Source organism: Streptomyces sp. NPDC048192 (assembly GCF_043202415.1).
GTDB lineage: Bacteria > Actinomycetota > Actinomycetes > Streptomycetales > Streptomycetaceae > Streptomyces.
In genome coordinates this window covers 154,671-180,448 of the sequence record NZ_JBIDAL010000015.1, presented here as the reverse complement: position 1 = coordinate 180,448, position 25,778 = coordinate 154,671, and the positions used below count along the sequence as shown (strand labels likewise).

At 71.6% G+C, this 25,778-nt stretch carries 18 protein-coding genes; 3 read left to right on the top strand and 15 right to left on the bottom strand.

Translation table 11 applies throughout. From position 1 onward, the window contains the following. Nucleotides 1–43: 43 nt before the first annotated feature. The 6 genes from ACGFZN_RS29965 to dxr all read right to left on the bottom strand — a co-directional run bounded on the left by ACGFZN_RS29965 (nucleotide 44) and on the right by dxr (nucleotide 7,368). Nucleotides 44–1,747 (bottom strand): proline--tRNA ligase, encoded by a 1,704-nt coding sequence (locus ACGFZN_RS29965; RefSeq protein WP_393861581.1) that lies wholly within the window; start codon nucleotides 1,745–1,747, stop codon nucleotides 44–46. Between the two features lie 73 nt (nucleotides 1,748–1,820). Then, nucleotides 1,821–2,351: a GNAT family N-acetyltransferase gene (locus ACGFZN_RS29960; protein ID WP_393861580.1), complete on the bottom strand. Its 531-nt coding sequence runs from the start codon at nucleotides 2,349–2,351 to the stop codon at nucleotides 1,821–1,823. Nucleotides 2,352–2,371: 20 nt separating this feature from the next. Continuing rightward, nucleotides 2,372–3,220: a GNAT family N-acetyltransferase gene (locus tag ACGFZN_RS29955; protein ID WP_393861579.1), complete on the bottom strand. Its 849-nt coding sequence runs from the start codon at nucleotides 3,218–3,220 to the stop codon at nucleotides 2,372–2,374. A gap of 247 nt (nucleotides 3,221–3,467) precedes the next feature. After that, nucleotides 3,468–4,625, bottom strand: a complete 1,158-nt coding sequence (gene ispG / locus ACGFZN_RS29950) for a flavodoxin-dependent (E)-4-hydroxy-3-methylbut-2-enyl-diphosphate synthase (RefSeq protein ID WP_393861578.1) — start codon at nucleotides 4,623–4,625, stop codon at nucleotides 3,468–3,470. A 170-nt stretch (nucleotides 4,626–4,795) separates the two neighbouring features. Then, complete coding sequence (locus ACGFZN_RS29945; protein WP_393861577.1) at nucleotides 4,796–6,100, bottom strand: M50 family metallopeptidase; 1,305 nt, start codon at nucleotides 6,098–6,100, stop codon at nucleotides 4,796–4,798. Next, nucleotides 6,097–7,368, bottom strand: coding sequence for a 1-deoxy-D-xylulose-5-phosphate reductoisomerase (dxr, locus tag ACGFZN_RS29940; protein ID WP_393861576.1), 1,272 nt, complete (start codon nucleotides 7,366–7,368; stop codon nucleotides 6,097–6,099). The genes ACGFZN_RS29945 and dxr overlap by 4 nt, the downstream gene beginning before the upstream one ends. 270 nt (nucleotides 7,369–7,638) lie before the next feature. Here dxr and ACGFZN_RS29935 point away from each other — a divergent pair, with 270 nt between their 5' ends. Further along, on the top strand, nucleotides 7,639–8,106 hold the full coding sequence (locus ACGFZN_RS29935; protein WP_393861575.1) for a hypothetical protein: 468 nt from the start codon (nucleotides 7,639–7,641) through the stop codon (nucleotides 8,104–8,106). 34 nt (nucleotides 8,107–8,140) lie between these two features. Here the strand turns inward: ACGFZN_RS29935 and ACGFZN_RS29930 are convergent, their stop codons facing one another. Beyond that, on the bottom strand, nucleotides 8,141–10,078 hold the full coding sequence (locus tag ACGFZN_RS29930) for an acyl-CoA dehydrogenase family protein (RefSeq protein WP_393861574.1): 1,938 nt from the start codon (nucleotides 10,076–10,078) through the stop codon (nucleotides 8,141–8,143). A gap of 318 nt (nucleotides 10,079–10,396) precedes the next feature. On the opposite strand from ACGFZN_RS29930, the gene ACGFZN_RS29925 reads away from it, so the two are divergent. Both ACGFZN_RS29925 and ACGFZN_RS29920 read left to right on the top strand, forming a co-directional pair. Then, nucleotides 10,397–11,410: a LacI family DNA-binding transcriptional regulator gene (locus ACGFZN_RS29925; protein ID WP_393861573.1), complete on the top strand. Its 1,014-nt coding sequence runs from the start codon at nucleotides 10,397–10,399 to the stop codon at nucleotides 11,408–11,410. A 467-nt stretch (nucleotides 11,411–11,877) separates the two neighbouring features. Further along, nucleotides 11,878–13,917 (top strand): TIM-barrel domain-containing protein, encoded by a 2,040-nt coding sequence (locus ACGFZN_RS29920; protein WP_393861572.1) that lies wholly within the window; start codon nucleotides 11,878–11,880, stop codon nucleotides 13,915–13,917. 25 nt (nucleotides 13,918–13,942) lie between these two features. On the opposite strand, the gene ACGFZN_RS29915 is transcribed toward ACGFZN_RS29920, so the two are convergent. From ACGFZN_RS29915 to ACGFZN_RS29880, 8 genes are all read right to left on the bottom strand, one after another. Further along, on the bottom strand, nucleotides 13,943–14,512 hold the full coding sequence (locus tag ACGFZN_RS29915; protein ID WP_393861571.1) for a chorismate mutase: 570 nt from the start codon (nucleotides 14,510–14,512) through the stop codon (nucleotides 13,943–13,945). A 28-nt stretch (nucleotides 14,513–14,540) separates the two neighbouring features. Beyond that, nucleotides 14,541–15,254: a hypothetical protein gene (locus ACGFZN_RS29910; RefSeq protein WP_393861570.1), complete on the bottom strand. Its 714-nt coding sequence runs from the start codon at nucleotides 15,252–15,254 to the stop codon at nucleotides 14,541–14,543. Between the two features lie 37 nt (nucleotides 15,255–15,291). Then, nucleotides 15,292–17,493 (bottom strand): glycoside hydrolase N-terminal domain-containing protein, encoded by a 2,202-nt coding sequence (locus tag ACGFZN_RS29905; protein WP_393861569.1) that lies wholly within the window; start codon nucleotides 17,491–17,493, stop codon nucleotides 15,292–15,294. Then, nucleotides 17,490–19,460: a beta-galactosidase gene (locus ACGFZN_RS29900; RefSeq protein WP_393861568.1), complete on the bottom strand. Its 1,971-nt coding sequence runs from the start codon at nucleotides 19,458–19,460 to the stop codon at nucleotides 17,490–17,492. Before ACGFZN_RS29900 ends, ACGFZN_RS29905 begins: the two co-directional genes overlap by 4 nt. Continuing rightward, complete coding sequence (locus ACGFZN_RS29895; RefSeq protein ID WP_393861567.1) at nucleotides 19,457–21,634, bottom strand: 1,4-beta-glucanase; 2,178 nt, start codon at nucleotides 21,632–21,634, stop codon at nucleotides 19,457–19,459. The genes ACGFZN_RS29900 and ACGFZN_RS29895 overlap by 4 nt, the downstream gene beginning before the upstream one ends. Before the next feature lie 144 nt (nucleotides 21,635–21,778). Next, on the bottom strand, nucleotides 21,779–22,714 hold the full coding sequence (locus ACGFZN_RS29890; protein ID WP_393861566.1) for a carbohydrate ABC transporter permease: 936 nt from the start codon (nucleotides 22,712–22,714) through the stop codon (nucleotides 21,779–21,781). After that, nucleotides 22,711–23,757: an ABC transporter permease gene (locus ACGFZN_RS29885; protein ID WP_393861565.1), complete on the bottom strand. Its 1,047-nt coding sequence runs from the start codon at nucleotides 23,755–23,757 to the stop codon at nucleotides 22,711–22,713. The genes ACGFZN_RS29890 and ACGFZN_RS29885 overlap by 4 nt, the downstream gene beginning before the upstream one ends. A gap of 28 nt (nucleotides 23,758–23,785) precedes the next feature. Beyond that, nucleotides 23,786–25,495, bottom strand: coding sequence for an extracellular solute-binding protein (locus tag ACGFZN_RS29880; protein WP_393861564.1), 1,710 nt, complete (start codon nucleotides 25,493–25,495; stop codon nucleotides 23,786–23,788). Nucleotides 25,496–25,778: the final 283 nt, after the last annotated feature.

Genomic DNA, 25,778 nt, shown 5'->3' with positions numbered 1-25,778 from the left:
CTCTGCCGGTCCCAGGGGGCCTTTCGCCGCGCGGCTGCCCTCGTCAGGCGGTCAGGCGGGCGATGGCGTCCTCGACGGACAGCTCCTCGCGCTCGCCGGTCCTGCGGTCCTTCAGTTCCAGGACGCCCTCGCCGGAGCGGCGGCCGGCGACCAGGATCTGGGGGACGCCGATCAGCTCGGCGTCGGTGAACTTCACGCCCGGGGAGACGCCGGCCCGGTCGTCCACGAGGACGCGTACGCCCGCGGCGGCCAGCTTCTCGGCGACGTCGAGGGCCAGCTCGGTCTGCAGGGCCTTGCCGGCGGCGACCACGTGCACGTCGGCCGGGGCGACCTCCTTGGGCCACACCAGGCCGTGCTCGTCGGCGCTCTGCTCGGCGATGGCCGCGACCGCGCGGGAGACGCCGATGCCGTAGGAGCCCATGGTGACCCGGACGGGCTTGCCGTTCTGGCCGAGGACGTCCAGCTTGAGGGCGTCGGTGTACTTGCGGCCCAGCTGGAAGATGTGGCCGATCTCGATGGCGCGGTCCAGCTTCAGGCCGGTGCCGCACTGGGGGCAGGGGTCGCCCTCCTGCACGACCACGACGTCCACGTAGGCGTCGACCTCGAAGTCACGGCCGGCGACGACGTTCTTCGCGTGCGTGTGCTCCTTGTTGGCGCCGGTGATCCAGGCGGTGCCGGGGGCCACGCGCGGGTCGGCGATGTACTTCACCTTCTCGCCCAGGCCCTGCGGGCCGACGTAACCGCGCACCAGGTCGGGGCGGCCCGCGAAGTCCGCCTCGGTGACCATCTCGACGACCGCCGGCGCGAAGTGCGCCTCGACCTTGTCCAGGTCCACCTCGCGGTCGCCGGGGACGCCGACGGCGACGATCTCGCCGTCCACCTTCACCAGCAGGTTCTTCAGCGTGGCGGAGGCGGGGACGCCGAGGGAGGCGGCCAGGGTCTCGATGGTCGGGGTGTCGGGGGTCGGGATCTCCTCCAGCGCGGGCACGGCGGAGCCGTCCACCGGCTTCAGGGCGTAGCTGATCGCCTCCGTGTTGGCGGCGAAGTCGCAGTTCGGGCAGTCCGCGAAGGTGTCCTCGCCGGCCTCGGCGGGGGCCAGGAACTCCTCGGACTTCGAGCCGCCCATGGCGCCGGCGGTGGCCGCGCAGATGCGGTAGTCCAGGCCGAGGCGCTCGAAGATGCGCTGGTAGGCCTGGCGGTGCAGGGCGTAGGACTGGGCGAGGCCCTCGTCCGCCAGGTCGAAGGAGTACGAGTCCTTCATCAGGAACTCACGGCCGCGCAGGATGCCGGCGCGGGGGCGGGCCTCGTCCCGGAACTTGGTCTGGATCTGGTAGAGGATCACCGGCAGGTCCTTGTAGGACGTGCACTGGTCCTTGACCAGGAGGGTGAAGATCTCCTCGTGGGTGGGGCCGAGGAGGTAGTCGCCGCCCTTGCGGTCCTTGAGCCGGAACAGCTCCTGGCCGTACTCGTCCCAGCGGCCGGTCGCCTCGTAGGGCTCGCGCGGCAGCAGGGCGGGGAGGGAGACCTCCTGGGCGCCGATGGCGTCCATCTCCTCGCGGACGATCCGCTCCACGTTGGCCAGGACCTTCATGCCGAGGGGCAGCCAGCTCCAGATGCCGGCGGCGGTGCGGCGGACGTAGCCGGCTCGGACCAGGAGCTTGTGGCTGAGGACCTCGGCGTCCGCCGGGTCGTCGCGCAGCGTCTTCGCCATCAACTGGGACATGCGCTGGACCTGTGCGTTGGCCATGGTTCTCGTACTCCTGCTGGATAAGGGTTTGGCATAGGAGGTTAGCCGGGCGGGCCGCGCGGGCGGAAATTGGTTATCGCCTGCGCAGGGGAAGGGGGGCGCCCATCACCGCGTACGGCTTCGGCGCGCTCGGGAAGTGCACCTGGCGGGCGAGGTCGACGTAGCCGAGGGAGAAGTACAGGCCGCGGGCGGGGCTGTCGGTGTCGATCGCGGAGAGGATCGAGCGGGGTTCGCCGGCCGTGTCGGTGATCGTGGTGATCAGGCGCCGGCCGATGCCGCGGTTCTGGTGGGCGGGGTGGACGTGCAGCTCCGTGATGACGAAGGAGTCGTCCAGCCAGTGGTCGTTGCCGGCCGCGCGGAGGTAGGGCTCCACGACGGTGGACCACCAGTGCGTGCGGGAGTTGGGCATGCCGTACACGAACCCCACGAGACGGCCGCCCGCGGTCGCGCCGAGGGCCCGCGCGCCCGGGAACTGCATGTGGCGCTGGACGATCTGGCGGCGTACGGCGACCTCGTCCGGGCCGAGGCCGAAGGCGACGGCTTGCACAGCGAGGGCCTCGTCGACGTGGGCTGCGAGGTCCAGGGGGCCGATCACGAGGTCCATGCGGGGAGCGTACAGGGGCCTCAGAACAGGACACTCATGAAGGCGCCGACCTCTTGGAAGCCCACTCGCCTGTACGTCCGGCGGGCGGCGGTGTTGAAGTCGTTCACGTAGAGGCTGACGACCGGCGCCACGTCCGCGAGCGCGTACCGCAGGACCGCCGCCATGCCCGGGGCGGCGAGGCCCCTCCCCCGGTACTCGGGGGCCACCCAGACGCCCTGGATCTGGCAGGCGTGGTGGGTCGCGGCGCCGATCTCCGCCTTGAACACGACCTTGCCGTGCTCGTCGAGGCGGGCGAAGGAGCGGCCGGAGCCGACGAGTTCGGCGACGCGCGCCTGGTACAGCAGCCCGCCGTCACCCGCCAGCGGCGAGACGCCCACCTCCTCGGTGAACATCGCCACGCACGCCGGCATGATCGTCTCCATCTCGTCCTTGCGGACGCGGCGCACGCAGGGGTCCGGGGCGATGTCGGCGGGCATGCGGTCGGTGACCATCAGCGGCTGGTGGGCGCGGACCTCGCGGGCGGGGCCCCAGTGGGGTTCGAGCAGGCTCCACAGCGCGGCGGTGGGTTCGGCGGGGCCGACGATGGAGGAGCAGCGGCGGCCCGCTCTCCTGGCCCGGTCGGCGAAGGCGCGGACGGCGCGCGGGGTGGCACAGACGGGGACCAGGTTGGCGCCCGCGTAGCACAGGGACGTGAGCATGCCGTCCTCGTACCAGCCCCACATCTCGCCGCCGAGCCGCCACGGGTCGAGGCCGGCCACCTGCACCCGCGAGGTGACGAAGGCGTTCGCGACCGGCTCGCGGTCGAGGACGGCGAGCGCGGCGTCAAGGTCACTCGGTTCAAGCACCCGAGAGGTCGTCTGGGTCAACACGTGCGAGGGCCTCACCCTGGGGTTCTGCTGGTCGTGGAACTGTACCCCGATGAATTGTGGAACGCTTCCGGTCGGAACGGCACAGCGGGACGACGTGCGGGGCGGGCCTGTGCTGCCCCGGCGGGCCGGCGCCGGCACGGGGTGAGCGCGGCCTTCGCCGGCCGGGGGTCACACCGGGTCCGGCAGGGCGGACGCACAGGTGAGCCCCGCCACCCGGCGGTGACGGGGCTCAGGAAAGCCGAGATGATCAGCCGGCCACCGACACCGACGGCTCGCCCGACTCCACGCCCTCGTCCTGCATCTGCTCGGCCAGCTTCATGGCCTCCTCGATGAGGGTCTCGACGATCTTGGACTCGGGCACGGTCTTGATGACCTCGCCCTTGACGAAGATCTGGCCCTTGCCGTTGCCGGAGGCGACGCCGAGGTCGGCCTCGCGGGCCTCGCCGGGGCCGTTGACGACGCAGCCCATGACGGCGACGCGGAGGGGGACCTCCATGCCGGTCAGGCCCGCGGTGACCTCCTCGGCGAGCTTGTAGACGTCGACCTGGGCACGGCCGCAGGACGGGCAGGAGACGATCTCCAGGCCGCGCTGGCGCAGGCCGAGCGACTGCAGGATCTGGAGGCCGACCTTGACCTCCTCGACGGGCGGGGCGGACAGGGAGACGCGGATCGTGTCGCCGATGCCCTGGGACAGGAGCGCGCCGAAGGCCACCGCCGACTTGATCGTGCCCTGGAAGGCGGGACCGGCCTCCGTCACGCCCAGGTGCAGCGGGTACTCGCACTGCTCGGCGAGCTGGCGGTAGGCCTCGATCATCACGACCGGGTCGTTGTGCTTGACGGAGATCTTGATGTCCCGGAAGTCGTGCTCCTCGAAGAGGGACGCCTCCCACAGGGCGGACTCGACCAGCGCCTCCGGCGTCGCCTTGCCGTACTTCTGCAGCAGGCGCCTGTCGAGGGAGCCGGCGTTGACGCCGATGCGGATCGGGGTGCCGTGGTCCTTGGCGGCCTTGGCGATCTCCTTGACCTTGTCGTCGAACTGCTTGATGTTGCCGGGGTTCACGCGGACCGCGGCACAGCCGGCCTCGATGGCGGCGAAGACGTACTTGGGCTGGAAGTGGATGTCGGCGATGACCGGGATCTGCGACTTCCTGGCGATGGTCGCGAGGGCGTCCGCGTCGTCCTGCGTGGGGCAGGCCACGCGGACGATCTGGCAGCCCGACGCGGTCAGCTCGGCGATCTGCTGGAGGGTGGCGCCGACGTCGGACGTACGGGTCGTCGTCATCGACTGGACCGAGACGGGGGCGTCCCCGCCGACCGCCACGCTTCCGACCTGGATCTGCCGGCTCTTCCGGCGCTCGGCGAGCTTGGTCGGAACGGACGGCATGCCGAGAGAAATCGCAGTCATCTGCTGTGCAACCCCAAGTCGTGGATCAAGGTCCGGTCCCGTCGTCGGGCGGGCTCCAGGCTTCGAGATTACGGCACGGCCCCATGCGGCATCACATCCCACCCGGTAAACCCACCCGATGGAAGGCGGCCCGGAAGACAGGCTTCCGGGCCGCCGTGAACGGTGCGTGACTACGAGATTTTCACGGGGTTGACGACGTCCGCCACCAGGACGAGAAGGGTGAAGCAGACGAAGATCCCCGCCACCACGTATGCCACCGGCATCAGCTTCGCCACGTCGAACGGGCCCGGGTCCGGGCGGCGCAGCACCCTGGCGACGTTGCGGCGCAGCGCCTCCCACAGGGCGCCCGCGATGTGGCCGCCGTCGAGCGGGAGCAGCGGGAGCATGTTGAACAGGAACAGGGAGAGGTTGAAGCCGGCGAGCAGCATCACGAACATCGCCACCTGCTGGGAGGCGGGGATGTGCAGGGTGGCGATGTCGCCGGTGATGCGGGCCGCGCCGACGATGCCGACCGGGGAGTCCGGCTGGCGCGGGGCGTTGCCGAAGACGGCGTCCCACAGGGCCGGGATCTTGCCGGGCAGGGCGGCGAGGGAGTCGACGGCGTCGCCGACCCGGTCGGTCATCCAGGTCACGGACTGGCCGAAGTCCTGGTGGACGACGCCGGTGGCGGCGCTGAAGCCGAGGAAGCCCGCCTTGACGTACTTGCCCTCGACGTACTGACCGCTGGAGTCCTTCTTGGCGACCTGGTTGGTGGCGATCGTGGCGTGCAGGGTGAGCTGCCTGCCGTCGCGCTCGACGACGATCGGGACGGTCTTGCCGGCGCTGTCGCGGATCAGGTCCGAGAGGGTGTTCCAGTCCTTGGTGGGCCTGCCGGCGAAGGCGACGATCTTGTCGCGCTTCTTCATGCCGGCGGCCTCGGCCGGGGACGCGGGGTCGGACTTCTTGCAGCTGTCGCGGTGCTCGCTCTGCGCGATGACGCAGGGCGAGACGGAGGCGACGGTGGTGGTCTGCTGCTGGATGCCGAAGCCCATGAGGACCGTGAAGAACAGGCCGATCGCGAGGATCAGGTTCATGAAGGGGCCGGCGAACATGACGATGACGCGCTTCCACGGCTTGCGCGTGTAGAACATGCGCGTCTCGTCACCGGGCTTGAGTTCCTCGAAGGCGGCCGACCGGGCGTCCTCGATCATGCCGCGCCACGGGGAGGTGGAGCGGGCGGAGACCCGGCCCTTCTCGTCGGGCGGGAACATGCCGATCATGCGGATGTAGCCGCCGAGCGGGATGGCCTTGATGCCGTACTCGGTCTCGCCCTTCTTCCGCGACCAGACGGTCGGGCCGAAGCCGACCATGTACTGCGGCACGCGGATGCCGAACAGCTTGGCCGTGGACAGGTGTCCCAGCTCGTGCCAGGCGATGGAGACGAGCAGGCCGACGGCGAAGACCAGTATGCCGAGGATGAACATCAAGGTCGTCATGCACGCGCCTCCGCGGTCGCCGTCGTGGCAGTGAGTTCGCGGGCCCGGGCTCGGGCCCAGGTCTCCGCTTCGAGGACGTCCGACACGGTGAGGGAAGTTCCCGTGGCCGGGGTGCCGTGCTCCTCGACCACCCGGGTGACGGTCTCCATGATGCCGTTGAAGGGCAGCGCGCCGCTCAGGAAGGCGGCGACGCACTCCTCGTTGGCGGCATTGAACACCGCCGGGGCGGTGCCCGCGAGCCGCCCCACGTGCCGGGCGAGGTCCACCGAGGGGAAGGCCTCGTTGTCCAGCGGGAAGAACTCCCAGGTGGAGGCCTTGCTCCAGTCGAAGGCGGGCGCCGCGTCCGGAACCCGTTCGGGCCAGCCCAGACCGATGGCGATGGGCCCGCGCATGTCGGGGGGCGTCGCCTGGGCGATCGTGGATCCGTCGGTGAACTCGACCATCGAGTGGACATACGACTGGGGATGCACGACCACCTCAATGCGGTCGAAGGAAATGTCGTAGAGCAGGTGGGCCTCGATGACCTCCAGGCCCTTGTTGACGAGGGTCGCGGAGTTGACCGTGATCACCGGGCCCATCGCCCAGGTGGGGTGGGCGAGGGCGTCCTGGACGGTCACGTCCGCCAGCTCGGCCTTGGTCCGGCCGCGGAAGGGGCCGCCGGAGGCCGTCACCACCAGCTTGCGGACGTCGGCCCGCGTCCCCGCGGCCAGCGCCTGGAAGAGCGCCGCGTGCTCGGAGTCGACCGGGATGATCTGGCCGGGCTTGGCCAGCTCCTTGACCAGCGGCCCGCCGACGATCAGCGACTCCTTGTTGGCGAGCGCGAGGGTGCGGCCCGCCTGCAGGGCGGCCAGGGTGGGCGCGAGGCCGATGGAGCCGGTGATGCCGTTCAGCACCGTGTGGCAGGCGGAGGCGGCGATCTGGGTGGCCGCGTCCGGTCCGGCGAGGATCTCGGGCAGCGGCTCGCCGGGGCCGTAGGCGGCGGCCAGGGCCTCGCGCAGCGCGGGTACGGCGTCCTCGCGGGCGACCGCGACGGTGCGCACCCGCAGCCGGTGCGCCTGCTCGGCGAGGAGGGCGGTGCGGCCGCCGTTCGCGGACAGGGCGGTGACCCGGAAGCGGTCGGGGTTGCGCAGCACGAGGTCGATGGCCTGGGTGCCGATGGATCCGGTGGAGCCGAGGATCACCACGTCCTTGGGGCCGTCGGCCGCGAGGGGGTCGTAGACGCGGTGCGGATCGGCGAGGGGTGCCGGATGGGCGGGGCTGTCGGTCATCCCCCCATTGTTGCCGCTTCCACCGACAGCGGGGACAGGGTGTCCCTCGGGCGGGTGCGTGAACGGTTTTCGTCCATGAATGGAACGTTTGTTCCGCCTGTGGGGCATCGGTGGAGGTGACGCGGCGGGGGCCGCGGCCCGGAGCGGCGGCCCGGGTGCCGCCTCCTGCTGAAACCCCGCGTGTCGCGGCGCCGGTGATGGCATCCTTCCGTGGGCGCCCGGTTCGACGGGCGCGAAGAAAATGGGGGAGGAATCACCGCCTTGAACCGTATGCGCACGACCACGACCGTCCTGGCCACGGCCGGTCTGCTGACCGCTGCTCAGCTCGGACTCGCCGGGGGCGCGTTCGCCGCCGCGCAGGCGCCGGCCAGTTCCGGCTGCCCGATCGACCTGGTCTACCCGTCCCGCTTCTACGTCGACTCGCACGGGTGGGTGACCAACGGGGGCCTGTACTTCGGCATCAAGAACAAGAGCACGACGAAGACGTTCAAGAAGGTCGGCTTCACGGTCACCGACGTGAAGAACATCCGCTTCGGCACGGCCAAGGCCACGGGCGGCAAGGTCACCCACAGGACGTCGAAGACGGTGACCGTGTACACGGGGACGCTGAACAAGAAGGCGAGCCTCGGGGTGAAGGTGCAGACGCATCTGCTCAACACCCACAGCTACAAGGTGAAGTTCACCCTGCACGGCTCGGGCTGGACCTGCGCCGTGAACCAGGGCACCTGGGGCAGCTGACCCCAGGCGCCAGGTCGGCGGGCGGGAGGGCGCGTCAGGCCCCGAAGGGGCGGCGCGCGCTCTCCCGTGCGGAGGCTCCGGGGGTCGCGTCGGCGATCCACGGGCCGTCGCCGGACGGGTCGAGGATGCCCTCCTCCAGCCAGGTGTAGGCCCCGCCGAGGACGGCCTTGACCACCTTGCGGTCCAGGTCGTCGGTGTTGGTCCACAGGCGGTCGAAGAGTTCGTCGACCCGGATGCGGGCCTGCCGGCAGAAGGCGTCGGCCAGCTGGTAGGCCTCGCGGCCGTGGTCGCCCCGGCCGCGCAGCCACTCGGCCCGGACACAGGCCGCGCTCATCGCGAACAGCTCGGCGCCGATGTCCACGATCCGGCCGAGGAAGCCCTGCTTGGTCTCCATCTTCCCCTGCCAGCGGGACATGGCGTAGAAGGTGGAGCGGGCCAGCTTGCGGGCGGTGCGCTCGACGTAGCGCAGATGCCCGGACAGGTCGATGCCGTGCTTGAACTCGCCGTACGACGTGGGCAGCTGACCCGGCCCGGCGACGAGCTTCGGCAGCCACTTGGCGTAGAAGACGCCGGCGTTCGCACCCGCCTTCGCCTTGTCGGACAGGGACTTGTCGGGGTCGATGAGGTCACCGGCGACGGAGAGGTGGGCGTCGACGGCCTCGCGGGCGATCAGCAGGTGCATGATCTCGGTGGAACCCTCGAAGATGCGGTTGATGCGCAGGTCGCGCAGCATCTGCTCGGCCGGGACCGCGCGCTCGCCGCGCGCCTTGAGGGACTCGGCGGTCTCGTAGCCGCGGCCGCCGCGGATCTGGACCAGCTCGTCGGCCATCTTCCAGGCCATCTCGGAGCCGTAGAGCTTGGCGAGGGCGGCCTCGATGCGGATGTCGTTGCGGTCCTCGTCGGCCATCTGCGAGGCCAGGTCGAGGACGGCCTCCAGGGCGAAGGTGGTGGCCGCGATGAAGCTGATCTTGGAGCCGACGGCCTCGTGCAGCGCGACCGGCTTGCCCCACTGCTCGCGCTCCGCCGACCACTCGCGGGCGATCTTCAGGCACCACTTGCCGGCGCCCGCGCACATCGCGGGCAGCGAGAGCCGGCCGGTGTTGAGCGTGGTGAGCGCGATCTTCAGGCCCGCGCCCTCGGGGCCGATGCGGTTGGCGGCCGGGACGCGGACCCGGTGGAAGCGGGTGACGCCGTTCTCGATGCCGCGCAGGCCCATGAAGGCGTTGCGGTTCTCGACGGTGATGCCCTCGCTGGTCGCCTCGATGACGAACGCGGTGATGCCGCCCTTGTGCCCCTCGGACTTCGGCACCCGGGCCATCACGACGAGGAGGTCGGCGACCACCCCGTTGGTGGTCCACAGTTTCACCCCGTCGAGGACGTAGTCGTCCCCGTCGGGCACGGCGGTGGTGGCGAGGCGCGCCGGGTCCGAGCCGACGTCCGGCTCGGTGAGCAGGAAGGCGGAGATGTCGGTGCGGGCGCAGCGGGGCAGGAAGGCGTCCTTCTGCTCCTGGGTGCCGAACATCTTCAGCGGCTGGGGGACGCCGATCGACTGGTGCGCGGAGAGCAGCGCGCCGACGGCGGGGCTCGCGGAGCCGACCAGGGCGAGCGCCTTGTTGTAGTACAGCTGGGTGAGGCCGAGGCCGCCGTACTTGGGATCGATCTTCATGCCGAGGGCGCCGAGTTCCTTCAGCCCGGCGACGACCTCGTCGGGGATGCGGGCCTCGCGCTCGATGCGGGCGCCGTCGATGGTGGACTCGCAGAACGCGCGCAGCTTGGCGAGGAACTCCTCGCCGCGGCTGACGCTGTCGGGATCCGGGAGCGGGTGGGGGTGGATGAGGTCGAGCCGGAAACGCCCGAGGAACAGCTCCTTGGCGAAGCTGGGCTTGTGCCAGTCCTGCTGCCGGGCGGCCTCCGCCACCTGACGGGCCTCGCGCTCGGTGACGGTGGTGCGTGGGGTGGAGGGGGCGGACATGAGGCTCACCTCGCCGCGAAGAGGGATGATTAGGGACCGTTCGCTACCGACCAGTGCTACTGGATCGTTGGTACCCGAAACGGGCCGACCTCACCACCCCTCGCGCGTCCATCCGGCCGAAAGCCCCGCCGCGGGCCCGGTCGGCGGGTGTGGTACTGCTGCTGCCCGAGGGGAACGGAGCCGCAGGGAAAAGCTGTCGAAGCGCTTCGACAGCCTATGGACACCCCGCCCGGCCGAGGGCTAGTGTCGATCTCACCCTCACTCCACCCCATCGGCAATGCGCGGTAGTCGAAGCGCTTCACAAAGCTTGGAGCCCGGATGGTCACCCTCGCCGAGGTAGCCCAGCACGCCGGAGTCTCGGCGAGCACGGTGAGCTATGTCCTCAGCGGCAAGCGGTCCATCTCCGCGACCACCCGGCAGCGGGTCGAGCAGAGCATCCGGGAACTGGGCTACCACCCGAACGCGGGCGCCCGGGCCCTGGCCGGGAAACGGTCGAACATCATCGCGCTGATGATCCCGCTGCGCACCGACATGTACGTGCCGGTGATGATGGAGATCGCCATCGCGGTGGCCACCACGGCCCGCACGCACGGCTACGACGTCCTGCTGCTCACCGGCGAGGAGGGGCCGGACGCGGTGCGCCGGGTGACCGGCAGCGGCCTGGCCGACGCGATGATCCTCATGGACGTGGAGCTGGAGGACGAGCGGCTGCCGTTGCTCAGGGGGACCGGGCAGCCCTCCGTGCTCATCGGTCTGCCCGCCGACACCACCGGTCTGACCTGCGTGGACCTGGACTGGAGTGCCACGGGCGCGCTGTGCGTGGAGCATCTGGCGGGGCTGGGTCACCGTGACATCGCTGTCATCGGCGAGGCCCCGGCCGTCTACGAACGGCACACCGGTTTCGCCGAGCGCACCCTGGACGGGCTGCGCACTGCGGCCCGGCGGACCGGCGTGCGGCTGCTGCACCGCCCGTGCGAGGGAGGGTACGACGCGATGGCCCTGACCCTGGCCCGGATCCTCGACGAGCGGCCGGGGACGACCGGGTTCGTGGTACAGAACGAGTCGGCGGTGGAGCCGCTGCTCGCGCTGCTGCGCCAGCAGGGCCGGGCGGTGCCGGAGGACGTGTCCGTGGTGGCGATCTGCCCGGACCAGGTCGCCGTGCAGGCCTCGGTGCGGCTGACCTCCGTCGGCGTCCCGGCGCAGGAGATGGGCCGGTACGCGGTCGAGCATCTGGTGGCCAAGCTGGACGGGCGCGGCAGCGACGAGGTCGTGCTGATCGCACCCGAACTGACGGTACGCACAAGCTCGGGCCCGGCCCCGGTCACGTCCTGAGAAGACCCCGACGACACCCCGGGTCCCAAGCCCCGCCGACACGTCCCGGCCGACAGGCCCGCCTGACACGCCCCGCCCGCAAACCCCGGCGAACACACCCGACGACGCTTCCGCCCTCAACCCCCGCTGACGCACCCCCGCCGACAAGCCCGGCGAACCCACCCGACACAACCCGGTCCCCACGGCTCCAGCCGATAACAGGCTGAGGCCGACAGGCCCCAACGACACGTCCCAGCCCACGCATCCCCAACCCACACACCCGACCGACAGCCCCGCTGACACGCTCCGGCGCACACCCCGGCCGACAGGCCCCGGCACACACAGCCACCAGCCCCGCCGACACACCGCCCCAAGCCCCGCCCAGGTCTCCCGGCGTCCGTCGGTCGCGCCGCTTCGCTGCCTCCCCGCCTCGGGGCGTACCTCTGCCTGCCTTCCCTGTCCCGCACGTCGCATGTCAGGAGCACGCTGTGAACCAGTCCGTCGTCGCGCAGCCCAAGGTCAGCCTCGCCCAGTCCTCCCCCACCGTCGGCACCTTCCGTGAGCGGGACGGGGCGCTGGAGTGGAGCGGGCGCCAGGAGACGGTGCGGATCGAGCCGTGGGGCCCGGACGCGGTGCGGGTGCGCGCCCGGCTCGGCGGGCCCGTGCTGGACGGACTTCCCGGCGCGCTCCTCGACGCGCCGCCGGCCCAGGACTCCACGGTCAAGGCCGGGGACGGCGAGGCGCGGCTGACGGTGGGCGCGCTGACCGTCGAGGTGAACGCCGAGGGCATGCTCCGCTTCCTGCGCACCGACGACGGCGGCGAACTGCTCGCCGAGGAGCGGGCCCACTTCTGGTGGCCGGGGCCGCGCCTCTACACGGCGGTCGGGGGCGGCCACCACCGCCTGGAGCAGCGTTTCGCCGCCTACGAGGGCGAGAAGCTGTACGGCCTCGGCCAGCACCAGCACGGGCGGCTCGACCAGAAGGGCCTGGTGGTGGACCTGGTGCAGCGCAACGCCGAGGTGAGCGTGCCGGTGCTGGTGTCCAGCCGGGGCTACACCCTGCTGTGGAACAACCCGGCGATCGGCCGGGTGGAGCTGGCCGGCAACGGCACCCGCTGGGTCGCCGACTCGGCCCGGCAGATCGACTACTGGATCACGGCGGGCGCCCCGGCCGACGGGCAGCGCGCCTACAGCGCGGTGACCGGACGGACGCCGATGCTGCCGGAGTGGGCGGCCGGCTTCTGGCAGTGCAAGCTGCGCTACCGCACGCAGGACGAACTCCTCGCCGTGGCACGGGAGTACAAGCGCCGGGGACTGCCGCTGGCCGCGATCGTGTGCGACTTCTTCCACTGGACCCACCTCGGCGACTGGAAGTTCGACCCGGCGGAGTGGCCCGACCCGGCGGCGATGGTCCGCGAGCTGGACGAACTGGGCGTCAGGCTGGTGGTGTCCGTGTGGCCGTCGGTGTCGCCGCTGTCGGAGAACCACGCCCTGATGGAGCAGTGCGGCTATCTCATCGGCACCCAGTACGGCCCGATGGCGCACGCCGACTGGCCGGACAAGGAGGTCGCCTCGACCGTGCAGGTGGCGTTCTACGACGCCACGAACCCCGAGGCCCGTGCGTTCGTCTGGTCGAAGATCCGCGACAACTACCTTCTCCCGCACGGCATCACGGCGTTCTGGCTGGACGCCTGCGAGCCGGAACTGAAGCCGGGCTTCGCGGAGAACCTGCGGTACTGGGCGGGCCCGGGCCCGGAGGTCGGCAACCTCTACCCGGCTGAGAACGCCCGCACCTTCCACGACGGGCTGCGCGCCGAGGGCGAGGAGGTCATCACCCTCAACCGCTCGGCCTGGGCGGGCAGTCAGCGCTACGGCGCGGCCCTGTGGTCCGGTGACATCGGCACCGACTTCGCGACCCTGCGCCGGCAGATCGCGGCCGGCCTCAACACCGCGCTGTCGGGCATCCCCTGGTGGAACACCGACATCGGCGGCTTCCACGGAGGCGACCCGGACGACGAGGCGTACCGCGAGGTGATGGTCCGCTGGTTCCAGTTCGGCGCGCTGTCCCCGCTGATGCGCCTGCACGGCTTCCGCGAGCCCGGCATGCCGCTGGGCCCTCAGATGACGGGCGGCCCGAACGAGGTCTGGTCGTACGGCGAGGAGGCCGGCGCGATCCTGGAGAAGTACCTGCGGCTGCGCCAGCGCCTGAAGCCGTACGTCCTCCGGGTCATGCGCGAGGCCCACGAGGAGGGCCTGCCGGTGATGCGGCCGCTGTTCCTGGAGTTCCCCGGCGACCAGGCCGCGTGGTCGGTGGACGACGCCTATCTCCTCGGCCGGGACCTGCTGGTCGCCCCGGTGCTGACGGCGGGGGCCACGGCCCGCACGGTGTACCTCCCGGCGGGCGCGCGCTGGACGGACGCGTGGACGGGTGAGACGTACGAGGGCGGTGCGGCGGTCACGGCGGACGCGCCGCTGGAGCGCATCCCGCTGTTCCTGCGGGACGGGGCGGAGCTGCCGGTGGCGGGGTGACCGGCAGACGGACACCAGGTGCCGGTCAGTCCCGGCAGACGGACACCAGGGAACGCACGAGCGCACCCGTGTGCAGCAGGTCCGGGTGCTTCTCGTGGTGGACCTCGACGACGGCTACGGCCAGTTCGGGCGCGCAGGCCGGGGTGGTGCGCTCCGCGGTCGTGCCGGCCAGGGTGCGGACGAGGTCCGTGTTGATGCGGTTGATCGTCTGCCGGACGACGTTCAGGTCCGGCTTCGTGGTCGGGGCCTGCTCGGGGTGAGCCGTCCACCGGGCGAACAGGCCGCGCTGGACGATCTTGTTGGCCTCGATCTGGTCCCGGAAGACGCGCCGTGCCTCGTCCGGGTCGGCGCCGAGCTGCTCGGCCTGCGCGGCCACGGAGTCCAGGACCTGCTGTTCCCGGGCGGGGTCGTCGATGGGGCTAGTGGTGCCCCACTTCGCTGCGGCCACCAGGTCGGCGGTGGCGAGACGTTCGGCGGCGAGGGAGGCCACGGGGCGGAGGGGCGACGGGGCCGGAGCCGCCGCCGCGGTGCCCGGCACGGCGAGCAGCGCGGCAGCGGCGATCACGGTTGCGGTGAGGGGGGTGGGAATACGCATGAGGTCCATGAAACCCCACCCCGGTGTCTCAACTGCTGCTGACACTCTCGCTGTTGACGGTGAAGTCCAGGCCGCCGGCGGACGAGGTGATCTCGAAGCCGAACTGGAGATCACCGATGGTCACGTCGCCGAACCAGCCCTTGGTGTCCTTGATCCACTTCAGGATCGGCAGGATGTTCACCGTGCCCGAGCCGGAGTTGGAGCTGCGGACGAAGGAGAAGACGTCGTTGGAGCCGTTGTTGCCCTTGTAGACGGTCCAGGTGGAGCCGCTGAGCGTGACGGTGCCCTGAGAGGTGCCGAGCGGGCCGACGGCGCCCGTCTTGTTGACCCAGAGCATGATCTCGTACTTGTAGTTCGTGTCCCAGATGTCGTACGCCGTCTCGTAGGCGCCGGACGACGGGACGGTGACGTTGTAGCTGCTGCTGAGCGACGACAGCGACGAGATCGACTTGTTGATCACCTTCTTGGCGTTGGGGTACGACTTGATCCCGCCGGTGTTGGGGTGGTTGGCGTTGACGCCCCAGTTGGTGCCGGAGTTGGCCCAGATGCACTGGGCGCCGGCGCCGGAGCCCCAGATGTCGTTGTACAGGGTGTAGCCGTTCAGCGTGGTGCTGGCCCACTGGTCGCAGGAGGACCAGACGGCGGCGGAGGCCGGGGCCGAGGCGAGGCCGGCGGTGGCGCCGAGGGCGAGGGCGGGGGCGATCAGGGCCCTGGCGACCCTGCCGAGTGTGCTTGGTGCCATGGTGTGCCTTTCCATGGGTGGGGGGAATTGCGTGGGCTCACCGCGCCTTCAGGGTGAGGACGCGGTCTTCTCCGGCGACCAGGTCGAGCGGTCGGCTGCCGGAGGAAGTCCGCAGGTCGATGCGGTGGGTGCGGGTCGGTCTGAGGACGGCCCGGGCGCCGTCCGGGGTCCAGCTCAGGTCGATCTCCGCACCGAACCGGGTGCGCACGCCCCGCAGTTCGCCGCGGGGGCAGCCGTCCGGTGTCGCGGGCAGCAGGACCAGCCGGTCCGGGGTGGACTGGACGAGCATCTCGATCAGGACGCCGGGCAGGGTGTGCGCGGCATCGGCGTTGTAGACGTCCCGGTGGGGGTAGTGGGCGCTCATCAGGGAGGCGTGGAAGTAGTCGCCGTCCAGGACGTGGCGCAGGGCACGGGCGGCCGGGTCGCGCGCGCCGAGGCGGGCGGCGACGAGGGCGTGGTGCAGATGGCCGTGGGCGGAGTGGTTCTCGGCGCCGCGCAGGTCGAGGGCGCGCCGGGCGGCCCTGGCGAGGCCGGGGGTGTCGTGGGGGGTGATCTCGTCCAGGGGCCAGACTCCGTAGAGGTGGCTGAGGTGGCGGTGGTCGTAGGTGTCCTCGAGGCCGGGCCAGGCCCATTCGGCCAGCGCGCCGTCCGGGTTGGTCCGGTGCGGCGGCAGCCGGTTGGCCAACGCCCGCCATCGGTCGGCGTGCCGGGGGTGGTAGCGGGCGGCGGTGAGCAGGGTGTGGCGGGCGGCGGAGAGGTCCATGGCGGCGTTGAGGGCGCCCCAGCCGCCGTTCGCGGGCCGGTTCTCGGGCGAGTAGGAGGGGACGATCACGACGTGGCCCGTGAGGTCGGTGCGGGTGAGGAAGTCCTCGTAGAACAGGGCGGTCTCGGCGAGCGCGGCGGCGGTGCGCGGATCGCGGGCGCCGCGGATCTCGTCGTGGTCGACCAGCGGCTTGAGCAGCCAGTCCGCTCCGGCCGTCCACAGGTGCAGCGGGTACGCGCGGCTGAAGTGGTACGTCAGCCCCGACTCGCCGTCGGTGTGGGAGGGCGCGACGGCGCCGCGGGCGCCGAAGATCGCGCGGGCGTTGGCCCGCCAGTCCGGCAGTTGCCGGGTCACGAACGCGGCGAGCGCCTCGGTGACCTCCGGCAGGGCGGCGGCCGGCGCGGAGGCGGTCTGCAGGTTGAGGTTGGCGTTGGTGGTGAACGCGCCGGACCAGGCGGTGTCCCAGTCGCCGGTCCACAGCCCGGTGAGCCGGGGCGGGTTCAGGCCGCTGCTGCTCAGCAGGTGGTAGCGGCCAGCGGCGAAGAGCCGCTCCAGCAGGGCCGGGCTGTGCGGGCGCTTCAGCAGCTCGGAGCCGGGCAGCGCGCGCTCGGCGGGGTCGGCGCCGAGGTCCAGCGTGACGCGCCGGTAGGCGGTGCGGTGCCGCTCCAGGTGGCGGGCGAGGAGCGTGTCGTACGGCCGCCCGGTGGCGCCGGCGCCGGCCAGGAGGTCCTGGAGCCGTCGGCCCTCGGCGGCCACGTCGGCCTCGCCGGTGTGCCGGCGCACCCGGGTCAGCAGCAGGACGGAGGCGGCGGCGGTGACGCGGACGCCGGGCGGGAGGAGTTCGGTGCGGCCGCCACCGGGGGCGACGAGGGTCACGCCGGTGAAGGCGCGGTCGCTGTCCGGGTAGCGGGCGCGCAGGCTGAGCAGGGCGCCCGCGCCGGTGAGCAGCGCGCCGTGGCCGGCCCGCAGCCCGGCCGGCGCACCGGGCAGCCGGTGGTCCAGGCCGATGTCGACGGCGGCCGCGGTGACCTCGTGCACGATCACGTCGTCGGCGCGGGAGACGAAGACCCGGCTGCTCCACCCGGCGCAGCGGGCCGTGACCTCACCGGTGGCGAAGTCGACGGCCCGGCGGTACCCGGGGCCGCTGCCGCCCACCCTGCGCAGCCGTACCTGGAAGGCCGGGTGGAAGGGCTGCACCCACTGCAGGGGGCGGCCGTCGGTGAAGTCCTCGGCGGCGGTGAGGTCGCCGGCGAGCAACCGGTCCTGGATCGCGGGCAGTCGGGCGGCCAGGCGGGGCGGCTCGGCGTGTTCGCCGCCGTTGGGCCGGACCAGGGTGTGATGGGTGACGACGACCCGGTCGTCGTCCGGATCGCCGTGCACGAGGGCGCCGTGGTGGCCGTTCCCGGTCAGGAAGGCGTCCTCCCAGCGGTCCGCCGGGGCCGGTTCCCAGGTGCCGTGGAACGGCCCGCCGCTCATGGCCGCAGCACCGCCACGCCGTAGCGGCCCAGGGTGACCGAACCGGTGACGCGTGCGCCGCCGAGCAGGTCGCGGGGGCTGCCCGGGACCTCGACGGTGACCGGCTCCCGCCCGTGGTTCAGCAGGAACAGCAGCTCGCCCCGGCGCACCGCCTCCACCCCGGCCGGCAGCCCCTCCAGCACCGGCCGCACACCGGCCTCGGCGGCGGCGGAGGCGAGCAGCGCGCGCAGCGCGTCCGGCGCGGGCAGGGTGGAGACGTACCAGACGCGGCCCCGGCGCAGCACGGCGGGCAGCCCGTCCAGCTCACCGCCCCGGTAGGGCACGGTCTCGGCGGCGCCGGGCTCCGGCTCGATCTCCTCCGACCACAGGGTCCCGTGGAACCCCTCGCACTCCACGGTCTCCCCCGCCTCGAGCGGCCACCACTCGTGCAGCACGCGGATGCCGAACAGCTCGCGCAGCCGGGCGTCCATGCCGCCGGGCCTGACCCGGTCGTCCTCGTCGGCGACGCCGGTGAGGAAGCCGCAGACCAGGGCGCCGCCGCCGCGGACGTACGCCAGGAGGTTGCCGACGGCGCTGTCTGTGAGGAGGTACAGCTGCGGGACGACGACGAGCCGGTACCCGGACAGGTCGTCCTCCGGGTGGGCGAAGTCGCAGGCCAGCTGGGACTCCCAGAGCGCCCGGTGCCAGGCGGTGAGCACCTCGGGGTAGTCCACCTCGGTGGACAGCCGCCCCTCATGCGCACCGGCCCACCAGGAGTGCCAGTCGTGCAGGACGGCGATGCGGCTCGCACTGTGCTGTCCGGCCACCTCCGGGCCCAGCATGGCCAGTTCGGCGCCGAGCCGCCGTATCTCCTGGTGGGTACGGCCCTCCTCCCCCGCGTGACCGAGCATCCCCGAGTGGAACTTCTCGGCGCCCTGCCGGGACTGGCGCCACTGGAAGTAGCAGACGGCGTCGGCGCCGCGGGCGACGGCCTGGAGGGACCACAGCCGGTTCAGGCCGGGCGGCTTGGGGTGGTTGACCCCGCGCCAGTTGACCGGTCCGGCCGCCTGCTCCATCAGCATCCACGGGCCGCGGGCCTGCGAGCGGGTGAGGTCCTGCACCAGGGCGGCGCGCTGCGCGGACAGCGGATCACGCGGATCGGGATACAGGTCGACGGAGACCACGTCCTCCTCCCGCGCCCAGCGCCAGCCGTCCTGGCCGATCCACAGCGGCATGAAGTTGCTGGTCACCGGTAGGTGCGGGGTGTGCCGGCGGACGATGTCCCGTTCGGCGGCGAAGCACTCCAGGAGCATGTCGGAGGTGAAGCGGCGAAAGTCCAGCACCTGGGCGGGGTTCTTCAGGTAGTGCGCGTGCCGCGGGGGCAGGACGCCGTCCCAGGTGTCGTACCCCTGACTCCAGAAGGCGGTGCCCCAGGCGCAGTTGAGGGCGTCGAGGGTGCCGTACTTCTCGCGGAGCCAGCGGCGGAAGGCGGCGGCGGCCTCGTCGCCGTAGTCGAAGGTGCAGTACTCGTTGTTGATGTGCCACATGGTGAGGGCGGGATGGCTGCCGTAGCGGGCGGCCAGGTCCTCGGTGATGGCGGCGGCGTAGCGCCGGTAGGTGGCGCTGGAGTGCGAGAAGTGCTGCCGGCCGCCCCACCACTCGGTCCGCCCGTCGGCGTCGCGGGGCAGCGTGTCCGGGTGCAGCCGGCCCATCCACGGCGGCGGCGAGGCCGTCGGCGTGGCGAGCACGACCCCGATGCCGTGGGCGTGCAGGAGGTCCATCAGCCGGTCGAGCCAGCCGAACTCCCGTGCCCCGGGCTCGGGTTCGAGCTTCGCCCAGGAGAAGACGCCGACCGTGACGGAGGTGACCGACGCCTCCTTCATCAGCCGTACGTCGTCCTGCCAGGTCTCCTCCGGCCACTGCTCGGGGTTGTAGTCGCCGCCGAAGAGGATGCGGCCCCGGGTGGCGTCGGCGAGGCCCGGGGTCATGCGGGGTCCCCGTACTGGATGCCGCGTCCGTTGGTGGCGAGGTACACCCGGCCGTGGATGCGCGGGTCGCCGGTGACGGCCTGCCCGGTCCAGCCCCACTGGTGGGCGTCGTCGTTGATGCGGATCCAGCTCTTCGCCTGGTCGTCGGAGCGGTACACGGCGGTGACGGTGCCGGTGGCGCCCACGAGGTAGACCGCCGGGTAGTCGGCGCCGGGGGCGGCCTTGCCGAAGCCGAGGGTGTAGGCCGCCCACGCGCTGCCCGCCTTGGTGAAGGTCGCGCCGCCGTCGGTGGACCGGTACAGCCCGTTCCACTTGGTGCTCAGCCACAGGTCGCCGCCGCGTCCGGGCGCGGCGGCGAGCTGGTACTGGCTGTCCCCGGCGGGCAGCCCGGTCGCGCGGGGGACGAAGGTACGGCCGCCGTCGGTGCTGGCGTACAGGGTGCCGCCGGCGGTGTCGTAGGCGTAGAAGGTCCCCGGATCGACCGGGTCGGCGACCGGAGTGGCCCCCTTCGGGTACGAGGCCACCTCCGCCCAGGTCGCCCCGCCGTCCGCCGAGCGGTGGGCCGGGTGGCCGGTGCCGTCCCCGGACACGAAGGTCCACAGCAGGACCCCGGCGTCGGCGCTGACGGCGATGGGGCCGGGAGCGTCCTTGGCGAGTCCGGGCTGCCCGGCGAACGGCGCCCAGGTCCGGCCGCCGTCGGTGGAGAAGGCGCCGTTGCCGTGATCGCCCCAGCCGGTGCGCACGACGTACGAGGGCCGCGCCGCGGCCTGCGCGAGTCCGGTCGCCGTGCCGAAGACCGGGTCGGTGGCCATGCCGCGCGCCGGGGAGGCGGTGAGCCGGTCGTGGTACAGCACGCCGATGTCCCCGTTCGCGCTGAGCAGATGGGCGTCGCCGGCGGGCGGCGAGAGGAGCAGGCGGACCGAGGTCTCCTCCAGACCGCGGATCACCGGGGCCCAGGTGCGCAGGTCCCGGGTGCCGTAGACGGTGGCGCCGGTGCCGTAGAGGATGTGCTCCGGGTCGTACGGGTCGACGGCGACGGCCTGGATCCACCAGCCGAACTTGGGCTCGGCCTCACCCCACTTCAGGTAGGGCGTCTCGGAGACGTCCAGGACGGCGGTGTCCTTCAGCGAGACCCAGCTGCGGCCGCCGTCGGTGCTCCGGTACAGCGTGTCCACGGCCGCCCAGCGGTTGTTGGTGGAGACGACGACGGTGCCGGGGCGGTGCGCGGCCACGGCGACCCCGCCGTACCCGAAGGTGTCGCCGTCCTGCGGGGCGGCCGGGGTGACGTCGGTCCACGTGCCGGTGGTGACGTCGAGCTTGTGCACGCTGCCGTCGCTCTGGCCGTTGGGTCCGGGCGCGTTCGCGTACGTCACGTACAGCTCGCGGGCGTGCCGGTCGTAGGCGGCGCGGACCGGCACCCTGGCCGGGGCGCCGGCGGGCTGTCCCGGTACCGGCTCCCAGGTGGTGCCGTCGCTCGTGCGGTACAGGTTGGGGGCGGCGGCGTCCGCGTCACCCCAGCCCGCGTAGACGGCGCGGCCGGCGGCGACGAGGAGGGTGACGCCCTGGCCGCCGCCGCGGGGAGCGGCCGGAAACCCGGAGTCCGGGGACCAACTCGCGCCCCTGTCCGTGGACTTGACGAGGCCGTCGTGCCGGGTGCCGAGCCAGAGGGTGTCGCTGTCGCGGGGGTCGACGAGGAGGCGTTCGCCGGTGCCGCGGCCGTCCTCGTTGGCGCCCAGTTTCACCGCGAGGTCGGTACGGGCCCAGGTGGCGCCGCGGTCCTCCGAGCACAGGACCGCTCCGTTGCCGGCCCAGGGCTGGGCGTAGGTGCCGAGGGCGAGGTACACGCGGTCGGGATGCGCCGGGTCGACGGCGATCGCCTCCACGCCGAGCAGGTTCCAGTCGTCCCAGCCGAGATGGTCGGTGAGGGGGATCCAGCGGGCGGCGCGGGCGTCCCAGCGGTAGGCGCCGCCGATGTCCGTGCGGGCGTAGGCGAGGGCGGGGGCGGTGGGGTGGAAGAGGATGCCGGTGACGAAGCCGGTGCCGCCGATCACCGCGTTGCGCCAGCGGTATCCCTGCGGGGCTTGGGCGGCGGCATCGGCCCTCGTGGGAAGGCTGAGGGCGGCGGCGGTGGCTGCGGTGGCCGCCAGCACGGTCCTGCGGGTCGGTCTGGGCATGGGTTACCTCGGTGGGGGCGTAGGTGTGGTGGGTGGTGCGGGGTTGGTGCGGCGCCCCGAAGGAGCGCGGGGAACTGCGCGATCAGCCACGGCGGACCCGCGGCCGCCCGCGAGACGGCACCACCCCTTCGAGCAGGCGCCCGGTCACCCCTTCACCGCCCCCGTCAGCATCCCCTTCTTGAAGTGCTTCTGGACGAACGGCGACAGGACGGCCACCGGCAGCAGGGCCATCACCATGACCGCCATTTGCACGGCGAGGCCGGACAGTTCGCCCGTCTTGATGGCCTGGCCCAGCCCCACCGGCGCCTGCTGCTTCTGGACGAGCTGGATCATGACGTTCTGCAGCGGCATCTTGTCCTGGTCGTTGAGGTACAGGGACGCGTTGAACCAGGCGCTCCAGTACCCGACGGCGTAGAACAGCGTGATGACGGCCAGCACCGCACGGGACAGCGGCATCACGATCTGCCAGAGGATCCGGAAGTCCCCGGCGCCGTCGATGCGCGCGCTGTCGACGAGTTCCTGCGAGATGCCCATGAAGAAGCCGCGCAGGACGAGGATGTTGAAGACGCTGACCGCGCTCGGCAGGATCAGCGCGAGGTAGCTGTCCATCAGGCCCAGGGACTGGACCAGCAGGTAGGTCGGGATGAGGCCCGCGCTGAAGAACATCGTGGCCAGCAGCAGCATCAGGAACCAGCGATGGCCGAGCGAGCCGATGCGCGACAGGCCGTAGGCGCAGAGCACCGACACGGTCATCGAGAACAGCGTGCCCACGAGGGTGACCAGGACGCTGACGACCGCGGCGCGGGTGACCTGGCCGCCGCTGAGCAGTTCCCGGTACGCGACGAACGTGACGCCCCTGGGGATCATGACCAGGCCGCCCGCCCGGTCGATCGTCTGCCGGGACGACAGGCTGGTGACGACCACGATCCACAGCGGGAAGAGGATGCCGAGGCAGGCCAGGGTGAGGACCAGGCCCTTGCCGGCGAGGCCGGTCCTGCTCGGCGGCTCCTCCCACACCGGGCGGGGTGGCGCGGCCCACCGGGAGGGCCGTACGGGCGGCTTGTCGATGAGTGCGGTCACTTCTTGTACACCCCCTGCTCGCCCATGAGATGGGCCACCTTGTTCGCGGCGAGGACCAGTCCGAGGCTGACCACGCCCTTGATCAGGCCAGCGGCGGCCGCGTAGCCGAAGTCCTGGTTGCGTACGCCGTTCCACCACACGAAGGTGTCGAGGACCTCGGCGGCGCCGGGTCCGACGGCGTCGCGCTGGAGCAGGATCTGCTCGAAGCCGACGGTCAGGGCGTCGCCGACGCGCAACACCAGCAGCAGTGCGATCACCGGGCGCAGCGCGGGCAGCGTGACGTGCCACATGCGGCGCCAGCGGCCGGCGCCGTCCATCGCGGCGGCCTCGTACAGGTCGGGGCTCACGGAGGCCAGCGCGGCGAGGAAGATGATGATCCCCCAGCCGGCGTCCTTCCAGATGCCCTCGGCGGTGACGAGGAACTTGAAGGTGGACGGGTCGGTCATGATGTCCAGCCCGTCGTAGCCGTGCCGGCGCAGCAGCTGGGACAGGACGCCCGCGCCGCCGAAGAGCTGCTGGAAGACGGCGATGACCAGCACCCAGGAGAAGAAGTGCGGCAGGTAAAGGACCGCCTGGGCGACGGCCCGCACCCGGGGCCGTACCACGCTGTTGATGAGCAGCGCGAGCAGGATGGGGACCGGGAAGAACAGCACGAGCTGGAGGAAGAACAGCACCAGTGTGTTCTGAACCGCGTTCCAGAAGGCCGAGTCGGCGAAGATCTGCTGGAAGTTCTCCAGGCCGACCCAGGGGCTGTGCAGCATCGAGACGATGCCGTTGTCGCTGACGTACGGGTCGTAGTCCTGGAAGGCGACGATGTTGCCGAGGACCGGCAGGTAGTTGAAGACCAGGATCAGCAGGATCGCCGGCAGGGTCATCAGGATCAGGGCGCGGTCGCGTCTGAATCTCAGGCGCAGGCTCAGCTTGCCGGTCGTCGCCCTCGTGCGGCTCCTGCGGGCTCCGGTGGCGCCGTCCGGCGCCGCCGGGGTCCCGCTCGCCCTGTCGTCCGCCTCGGCCCTGCTCCGAGGCACCGTGCTGTGGGACACGGTCGTCTCCTTGCCTCAGTGCCTCGCCTCAGCCTGCCGCCGTACCGTTCTCGTCGAGGAGCTTCTTGTACCAGTCGCGCAGTTTGTCGCCGCCCTTGCTCTTCCAGTCGGAGACGGCCTGCTGCATGTCGCTGATCTTCTTGCGGCCGCGGGTGATGTCGTCCTCGAGCTGCTCGAAGTCGTTGCCGAGGTTGGTGAAGCGGGACGGCTCGGTGATCATCTGGCCGTAGAAGCTGGACTTCCTGGTGAAGGCGCCCATCCGCTGCTGCCATTCGACCTGGGCCCGGGCCACGTCGGGGAAGTCGGGGTGGGCGATGGTGGCGGCGGGGCTCGCGACCATGACGTAGGCGTTCATGACCTCGTTGTTGCCCTGGGTGGTCTTGACGGGCACGCCGTCCTTGACGGTGTAGTCCGCGCCCTCGACGCCGTAGTTGGTGGCCATGTACTCCTTGGTGCCGTACGGCGCGGCGGTGACGTCGGCGACGGCCAGGACGTCACGGACGGCGGACTCGGAGGCCTTCTTGTTGACGAAGGCGAAGATGCCGGCCGGCTGTTCGGCCCAGAGCGTCGGGTTGCCGCCGTCGTGGCCGAAGACGTCCATGCCCCAGATCTTGAACTGCGGGTTCTGGGTGGCCTGTTCGGCGGTGCGACTCCACCACTGGGAGATGTTGTTGGGGTAGATGAGGAATTCGCCAGCCGCGAACTTGGGGCCGGGGTCGGGGGCGTTCTTGCCCATCTTCGCGTCGGGGTGGACGACGCCGGCGGCGAAGAGCTTGCGGGTCCACTCCAGTGCCTCGAGGTACTCCTCGGTCTCGATGCGGTTGACCAGCTTGCCGTCGACGAGGTTCCAGCCGAGCGGTTTCTCGCTGCCGGAGAGCACGCCGAAGGCCTGGAAGGCGGTCCACTTCATGTCCAGGCAGGCCCAGCGCTTGGCCCTGGCGTTGGTGATCTCCTTGGCCAGGGCCATGAACTCGTCGGCGGAGCGCGGGATCCGGTAGCCCTCCTTGTCGAAGATGTCCTTGCGGTAGAGGGGCACGATCCCGGTGACGTACGGCGAGGGCTGCGGCAGGCCGCGCAGCTTGCCGCCGATGATGCAGCGCCGCCAGGCGTCGGTGGGGATGGCGGCGAGGTTCGGGTAGTCCTTGACGTTCTCGCCCGACAGGTACGGCCCGAGGTCGGCGAACTTGCTGATGATGGCGGTGGGGATCTTGCCGCCCATGTTCCAGCTGGGGACGACCACGACGTCGGGTACGTCGCTGGAGGCGAGGACGGCGCCGAGCTTCTGGTCGTAGGTGTTGCCGTCCTGGTTCTGCCAGACCACGTCGACGCCGATGAGGTCGTTCATCGCCCGGTAGTAGGCGTTGTCCTGCTTGGGCGGGGTGCCCCAGAACGGCGACATGACGGTGACCTTGCCGCCCTTGCCGAGCTTCTTGGGCACCGAGGTCTTCAGGGTGGCCAGGTCGAGCTTGCCGGTGAAGCCGATCGCCGAGCCGTTCTTCGCGGGGATGTCCGGAGTCACCACGTCGCGGGGCACGTACGACGGCAGCAGCTTGCCCGCGTCCTTGCCCGACGAGGAGCCCCCGCCCGACCCGCTGTCCGACGCACCGCAGGCGGTCAGCAGCGGCATCCCCCCGGCGACCGCCGCGGCGGCGACCGCGGTGGAGGCGAGGAAGCTCCTCCGGCTGGGCGAGCTTCTCCGGCTGGGCGCGGAGGAGGCGGAGGCGGCGTTCGGCGTCATTGCGTCAACCCTTCATGGCGCACCAGGACACCCGGCGGTGGCCGTCGGCTGCGGTGTCTTCAGTGGATCTGGCTGAGCGGAAAACGCGCTTCGAGGAAGGCGGAAGCGGAGCACGGCGAGCGTCGAAGCGCTTCGATGTTGCTGCGAGGTTAAGTGAACGCCAGGGGGTGCACAAGGGTCGCTCCCAAGATTCCACGAATGTCCGGCGGGCCGCCCGAGTGGTCCATACCCCTTGGCAAGTCGGCGACAGCTGGGCCGACTTCCGGTCCAGCACCTTGACACC